The sequence below is a fragment of the Pseudomonas sp. GW821-FHT05H12 genome (genome assembly GCF_059419385.1).
On the sequence record NZ_JBWKRS010000015.1, the window covers coordinates 151,886 to 158,204 of the forward strand.

Consider the following 6,319-nt stretch of genomic DNA (forward strand, 5'->3'; position numbering starts at 1 on the left):
AAAAGGGTTTTTGCCAAGAATTGTCGCCAAATATAGGCACTTATATAGTGAAATGCACTGGCAATAGTTTTTTACACTGCGCACATCATTGCTCGAACAACACACGTCAGCGGCCATGCCCGCGATGAGGATATAAAAATGCGCGTTCTGGTCTTGGGTAGCGGCGTCATTGGTGTGACCAGTGCCTACTATTTGGCTCGGGCCGGCTTTGAAGTCGTGGTCGTCGACCGTCAGCCTGCCGCTGCCATGGAAACCAGTTTCGCCAACGCCGGCCAGGTGTCTCCAGGCTATGCGTCGCCCTGGGCCGCGCCAGGCGTGCCGCTCAAGGCCATCAAATGGCTGCTGCAACGCCACGCGCCGCTGGCGATCAAGGCCACTGCCGATATCGACCAATACCTGTGGATGGCGCAGATGCTGCGCAACTGCACCGCCAGCCGTTATGCGGTGAACAAAGAGCGCATGGTGCGTTTGTCCGAGTACAGCCGTGATTGCCTCGACGAACTGCGCGCCGAGACCGGCATTGCCTACGAAGGCCGCAGCCTGGGGACTACCCAGTTGTTCCGCACCCAAGCCCAGTTGGACGGTGCCGCCAAGGACATCGCCGTGCTGAAAGAGTCCGGCGTGCCTTTTGAGCTGCTCGACCGCGCCGGCATCGCCCGCGTTGAACCGGCCCTGGCCAGCGTCACCGACATCCTCGCCGGCGCCCTGCGCCTTCCGAACGACCAGACCGGCGACTGCCAGATGTTCACCACTCGCCTGGCCGAGATGTGCAAGCAACTGGGCGTGGAATTCCGCTTCGAACAAGATATCCAGCGCCTCGACTACGCCGGCGACCGCATCAACGGCGTGTGGATCGACGGCAAGCTGGAAACCGCCGACCGCTACGTGCTGGCCCTCGGCAGCTACTCGCCGAAGCTGCTCAAGCCGCTGGGGATCAAGGCGCCGGTGTACCCGCTCAAGGGTTACTCGCTGACCGTGCCGATCACCAACCCGGCGATGGCGCCGACTTCGACCATTCTGGACGAGACCTACAAGGTCGCGATCACCCGTTTCGACAACCGCATCCGCGTTGGCGGCATGGCTGAAATAGCTGGTTTTGACCTGTCGCTGAACCCGCGCCGACGTGAAACCCTGGAGATGATCGTCAACGACCTTTATCCTCAGGGCGGCGATTTGACCGAGGCCAGCTTCTGGACCGGCCTGCGCCCGACCACACCCGACGGCACGCCGATTGTCGGTGCCACACCGTTCAAGAACCTGTTCCTGAATACCGGCCACGGCACCCTCGGTTGGACCATGGCCTGTGGTTCGGGCCGCCTGCTGGCCGACCTGATGGCGAAGAAAACCCCGCAAATTAGTGCCGCAGGCCTCGATATTTCCCGTTATGGCAACTACCAGGAGTCCGCAAAACATGTCAATCCAGCGCCAGCTCACCAATGAGCGCATGAGCCAGATCGTTGTCCACAGCGGCACCGTGTACCTGGCAGGGCAAGTCGGCGACGACATGAGTGCCGGAATTGAACAGCAGACCCGTGAAACCCTGGCCAATATCGAGCGTTTGCTGGACCTGGCTGGCACCGACAAGAGCAAGTTGCTGTCGGTGACGATCTATCTCAAAGACATCGACGCCGACTTCGCCGGCATGAACGCGGTGTGGGACAAGTGGCTGCCCAAGGGCGTCGCTCCGGCCCGTGCCACGGTTGAAGCCAAGCTGTGCGAACCGGAAATCCTGGTAGAGCTGTCCGTCGTGGCGGCGCTGCCTTAAACCTGGATCCCTCTCCCGGTGCCGACGTTGTTGGTCGGTGCCGGTTTTTCTTCACTCTGCCGCCTAGAAGCCTGCCGCCATGCGTCCTGCCCGTGCCCTGATCGATCTCCAAGCCCTGCGCCACAACTACCAATTGGCCCGTGAAGTCACGGGGGCCAAGGCGCTTGCCGTGGTCAAGGCCGATGCCTACGGCCATGGCGCCGTGCGCGTGGCCCAGGCGTTGGAAGCCGAGGCCGACGGGTTTGCCGTGGCGTGCATCGAAGAGGCACTGGAGCTGCGCGCCGCCGGCATCCGGGCGCCGGTGCTGTTGCTCGAAGGCTTTTTTGAGGCCGACGAGCTGCCGCTGATCAACGAGCATGATTTTTGGTGCGTGGTGCATTCGTTGTGGCAGCTGGAGGCGATCGAGCAGGCCAGGCTGAGCAAGCCGCTGACCGTCTGGCTCAAGCTCGACTCCGGCATGCACCGGGTTGGCTTGCACCCCAAGGATTACCACGAGGCGTACCAGCGCCTGCTGGCCAGTGGCAAAGTCGCCAAGATCGTCTTGATGAGCCACTTCGCTCGCGCCGATGAACTCGACTGCGTGCGCAGCAATGAACAGGTGGCGGTGTTTGAAGCGGCGCGCCAAGGCTTGTCGGCCGAGGTCAGCCTGCGTAACTCGCCGTCGGTCATGGGCTGGCCGAATGTGTCCAGCGACTGGGTACGCCCGGGCATCATGCTCTACGGCGCCACGCCGTTTGGCGAAGACCAGGCGGTGGCCGCACGTTTGCAGCCGGTGATGACCCTGGAGTCCAAAGTGATTTCTGTGCGTGAGCTGCCGGCTGGCGAGCCGGTGGGCTATGGCGCCAAGTTCATCACGCCCAAGCCGATGCGCATTGGCGTGGTTGCCATGGGCTACGCCGATGGCTACCCGCGTCATGCGCCGACCGGCACGCCGGTACTGGTCGCGGGCCAACGTAGCCAATTGCTGGGCCGCGTATCCATGGACATGCTGTGCATCGACCTGACGGACGTGCCCCAGGCCGGCCTCGGTTCCACGGTGGAGCTGTGGGGCAAAAACATCCTCGCCAGTGATGTTGCGGTGGCCGCCGAGACCATCCCTTACCAGATCTTCTGCAACCTGCGCCGCGTGCCAAGGCTCTATTCCGGCGCTTGACCGCCGGGTACGAACGCAGGTGCCCGGGATTTAGGCCCAAGTGTTGTAAATACTGAACGCTGTCGCCATGATAACGCTCAATTACAACAACGCCTGAATCCTAGGAGGCTCCTGCATTGGACGTCGGCGAACGACTGCAATCCATCCGTAAACTCAAGGGTCTTTCCCAGCGTGAGCTCGCCAAGCGTGCGGGTGTCACCAACAGCACCATTTCGATGATCGAAAAAAACAGCGTCAGCCCCTCGATCAGCTCCTTGCGCAAGGTGCTGGGTGGCATCCCCATGTCCATGGTCGAGTTCTTTTCCGAGGAGATCCTCCAGGAAATACCGACGCAGATCGTCTATAAAGCCAATGAGCTGATCGACATCTCCGACGGTGCCGTCACCATGAAACTGGTAGGCCGGGCGCACCCCAGCCGGGCAATTGCGTTCCTGAACGAGATCTACCCGCCAGGCGCCGACACCGGCGAAGAAATGCTCACCCATGAGGGCGAAGAAACCGGGATTCTGGTGGAAGGCCGCCTGGAATTGGTGGTCGGTCTTGAAACTTTTGTGCTCGAAGCCGGCGATAGCTACTACTTTGAAAGCACCAAGCCCCATCGTTTTCGCAACCCGTTCGATGTGCCGGCGCGACTAATCAGCGCAGCCACACCGGCGAACTTTTGACAGAAGAGGCGTGCTGCCAGCGTTGCAGACACACCCGCAGCTTTAACCGTGGCGCCGAATCTCCCTTTATTTAATAGGGTTGTTTCGGCCAGGCGGGCTAACCGTTATACTTTCGCCGCCTGCGAAACCGTGGCCGCAGGCGTGAATAGCCACCATTGAGGGTGAACGCGTGAACCTAATTATGAAAATGCTGGCTGCACCAGCAACCGTACTGGCCCTATGGGCTGTCAGCGCTCAAGCTGCGACCAATGATGAAATTGCCAAGCGCCTGGAGCCCGTGGGCCAGGTCTGTGTCCAGGGCCAGGAATGCAAGGGCATGGAAGTGGCCGTGGCCGCAGGTGGCGGCGGTGCTGCCAAGACTCCGGATGACGTGATCGCCAAGCATTGCAACGCGTGCCACGGTACTGGCTTGTTGGGTGCCCCGAAAATCGGTGACACGGCCGCCTGGAAAGACCGCGCCGACCACCAGGGTGGCCTCGACGGCCTGCTGGCCAAGGCCATCACCGGCCTGAACGCCATGCCGCCAAAAGGCACCTGCGCCGATTGCTCGGATGATGACCTCAAAGGCGCGATCAAGAAGATGTCCGGCCTCTGATCAACCGATCTTCGCCAAAAGAGCCGCTTGTAAGCGGCTTTTTTGTGCCCGCCATTTGTGTTTCGGCGCTGTTCATTGCAGCAAAGACCCGGCAAGCTCGGTCCAACCCCTAATCATGGAATGTTCGGGAGGATCGGATGGTGCAGTTGTGTTCAATCGAGCAAGCAGTTGACGACGTACTGGCGCGCTTGCCGGCGCATATCCACATGGGCATGCCGTTGGGCCTGGGCAAGCCCAACCTGTTCGTCAACGCGCTGTACCGGCGTATCGCCAAGTTGCCAGAGCGGCAACTGACGATCTACACCGCCTTGAGCCTGGGTCGTCCGCCTTTTGGTGATGGTTTGCAGAAGCGCTTTCTCGGGCCTTTTATCGAGCGAGTGTTCGGCGATTACCCCGAGTTGGATTTCCTCGCTGACCTGCACAAGGACAGCCTACCGGCCAATATTCGCGTTCAGCAGTTCTTCATGCAGCCTGGTAGTTTGCTCCACAGCCGTTCGGCGCAGCAGGACTACGTCAGCAGCAACTACAGCCACGCTGCGCGCGACATCAACGCCGCCGGCCTGAACCTGGTGGCGCAACTGGTCGCCAGCAGTGCCGAACACCCCGACCGCCTTAGCCTGAGCTGCAACCCGGATATCACCCTCGACCTGCTACCCATGATCGCCAAGCGCCGCGACGCCGGGGAAACCATCCTGGTGGTGGGCCAGGTCCACAGCGACTTACCCTACATGCCGGGGGATTCCGAGCTGGGCATGGACGCGTTCGATTACCTGATCGATGAAAAAGACAGCACCACGCTGTTCTCCACACCAAACATGCCGGTCGGGTTTCAGGACCATTTCATCGGCCTGCATGCCAGCACGTTGGTGCGTGATGGCGGCACGTTGCAGATCGGCATCGGCTCCATGGGGGATGCGCTGACCGCCGCGTTGCTGGCCCGTCAGGCTGATAACGAAGCCTACCGCTTGTTGCTGACCGACCTTGATGTGTACCAGTGGGCGCCGCTGATCAGCCATGAAGGTGGCGTCGCGCCGTTTGCGCGGGGCCTGTATGGCTGCAGCGAGATGTTCGTCAACGGCTTGCTCGTGCTGGCGGATGCCGGGATCGTACGGCGCAAGGTGTACCCGGATGTGGCCACCCAGGAGCAGGCCAACGCCGGCACGCTGGACGACGCCGCGCAGCCCGACGGTGTATCGATCCATGGAGGTTTCTTCCTCGGGCCGCGCAGTTTTTACCAGCGTTTGCAGGAAATGACCCACGCCAAGCGTCTCGAATTCAACATGACCCGCATCAGCTACATCAACGAGCTGTACGGCCAGGAAGAACTCAAGCGCCTGCAGCGCCTGGATGCACGGTTTATCAACAGCGCGATCATGGTCACGCTGCTGGGCGCGGGCGTTGCCGACCAGCTGGAAGACGGCCGCGTACTCAGTGGCGTGGGCGGGCAATACAACTTTGTCGCCCAGGGCCATGCACTGGAAGGGGCGCGCTCGATCCTGATTTTGCGCAGCTGGCGCGAATCGGCGGGGGAGGTGAGTTCCAATATTGTCTGGGACTACGGCCACTGCACCATTCCGCGACACCTGCGGGACATTGTGATCACTGAATACGGTATTGCCGACTTGCGCGGTCAGACGGATGCCAACGTGATCAAGGCGTTGCTCAAGATCACCGACTCACGCTTCCAGGACGAGTTGATCGAGCAGGCGCAAAAGGCCGGCAAGTTACCCGAGGGTTTCCAGTTGGAGCCGCGTTTTACCGACAACACCCCGGAACGGCTCAAGGGCATTCAGGCGCGGCATCGGCGGTTGTTTCCGGAGTACCCGCTGGGCAGCGACTTCACGGAGGAAGAGCGGGATCTGTTGCGGGCGTTGAACTGGCTCAAGAGCAGATTCAAGCTGACGGAGATTCTGGAGTTGGGCAAGGCTGCGTTGGACGCGCCGGAGCCGGAGGCGTTTCCCGGGCATTTGAAGCGGATGGGGTTGGATAAGCCTGAAGGCTTGAAAGAAGACCTCTACCAGCGCCTGCTACTCGCCGGCCTACAGGCCACCGCACACTAACAGCCACCACAACCTCCCTGTAGGAGCCGGCTTGCCGGCGATGAGGTCCTTGAAGCTGTCTATTATACATATCTCCGAGCC

Annotated in this window: 6 protein-coding genes; all 6 read left to right on the top strand. The window is 61.1% G+C overall.

The window, feature by feature from the left end:
* Positions 1 to 138 precede the first annotated feature (138 nt).
* Entirely contained in the window at positions 139 to 1,440 is a 1,302-nt protein-coding gene (gene dadA, locus AC07SU_RS15660; protein ID WP_494997538.1) for a D-amino acid dehydrogenase, read from the top strand.
* On the top strand, positions 1,412 to 1,765 hold the full coding sequence (locus AC07SU_RS15665; RefSeq protein WP_145158111.1) for a RidA family protein: 354 nt from the start codon (positions 1,412 to 1,414) through the stop codon (positions 1,763 to 1,765). The genes dadA and AC07SU_RS15665 overlap by 29 nt, the downstream gene beginning before the upstream one ends.
* Positions 1,766 to 1,844: 79 nt before the next feature.
* A complete protein-coding gene (gene alr / locus AC07SU_RS15670) occupies positions 1,845 to 2,918 on the top strand; it encodes an alanine racemase (protein WP_494997539.1) in 1,074 nt (357 codons plus the stop codon).
* 116 nt (positions 2,919 to 3,034) lie between these two features.
* Complete coding sequence (locus tag AC07SU_RS15675; protein ID WP_003176893.1) at positions 3,035 to 3,583, top strand: cupin domain-containing protein; 549 nt, start codon at positions 3,035 to 3,037, stop codon at positions 3,581 to 3,583.
* A gap of 181 nt (positions 3,584 to 3,764) precedes the next feature.
* Positions 3,765 to 4,178 carry a c-type cytochrome gene (locus AC07SU_RS15680; RefSeq protein ID WP_176994669.1) on the top strand — a complete coding sequence of 138 codons (414 nt, stop codon included), beginning with the start codon at positions 3,765 to 3,767 and terminating at the stop codon, positions 4,176 to 4,178.
* A gap of 137 nt (positions 4,179 to 4,315) precedes the next feature.
* Positions 4,316 to 6,238 carry an acetyl-CoA hydrolase/transferase C-terminal domain-containing protein gene (locus AC07SU_RS15685; protein WP_494997540.1) on the top strand — a complete coding sequence of 641 codons (1,923 nt, stop codon included), beginning with the start codon at positions 4,316 to 4,318 and terminating at the stop codon, positions 6,236 to 6,238.
* Positions 6,239 to 6,319: the final 81 nt, after the last annotated feature.

What these genes read in the sequence shown, in the direction of transcription:
- AC07SU_RS15680 (WP_176994669.1), top strand. Translation starts at nt 3,765, where the DNA reads ATGAAAATGCTGGCTGCACCAGCAACCGTACTGGCCCTATGGGCTGTC.
- AC07SU_RS15685 (WP_494997540.1), top strand. Translation starts at nt 4,316, where the DNA reads ATGGTGCAGTTGTGTTCAATCGAGCAAGCAGTTGACGACGTACTGGCG.
- alr (WP_494997539.1), top strand. Translation starts at nt 1,845, where the DNA reads ATGCGTCCTGCCCGTGCCCTGATCGATCTCCAAGCCCTGCGCCACAAC.
- dadA (WP_494997538.1), top strand. Translation starts at nt 139, where the DNA reads ATGCGCGTTCTGGTCTTGGGTAGCGGCGTCATTGGTGTGACCAGTGCC.
- AC07SU_RS15665 (WP_145158111.1), top strand. Translation starts at nt 1,412, where the DNA reads ATGTCAATCCAGCGCCAGCTCACCAATGAGCGCATGAGCCAGATCGTT.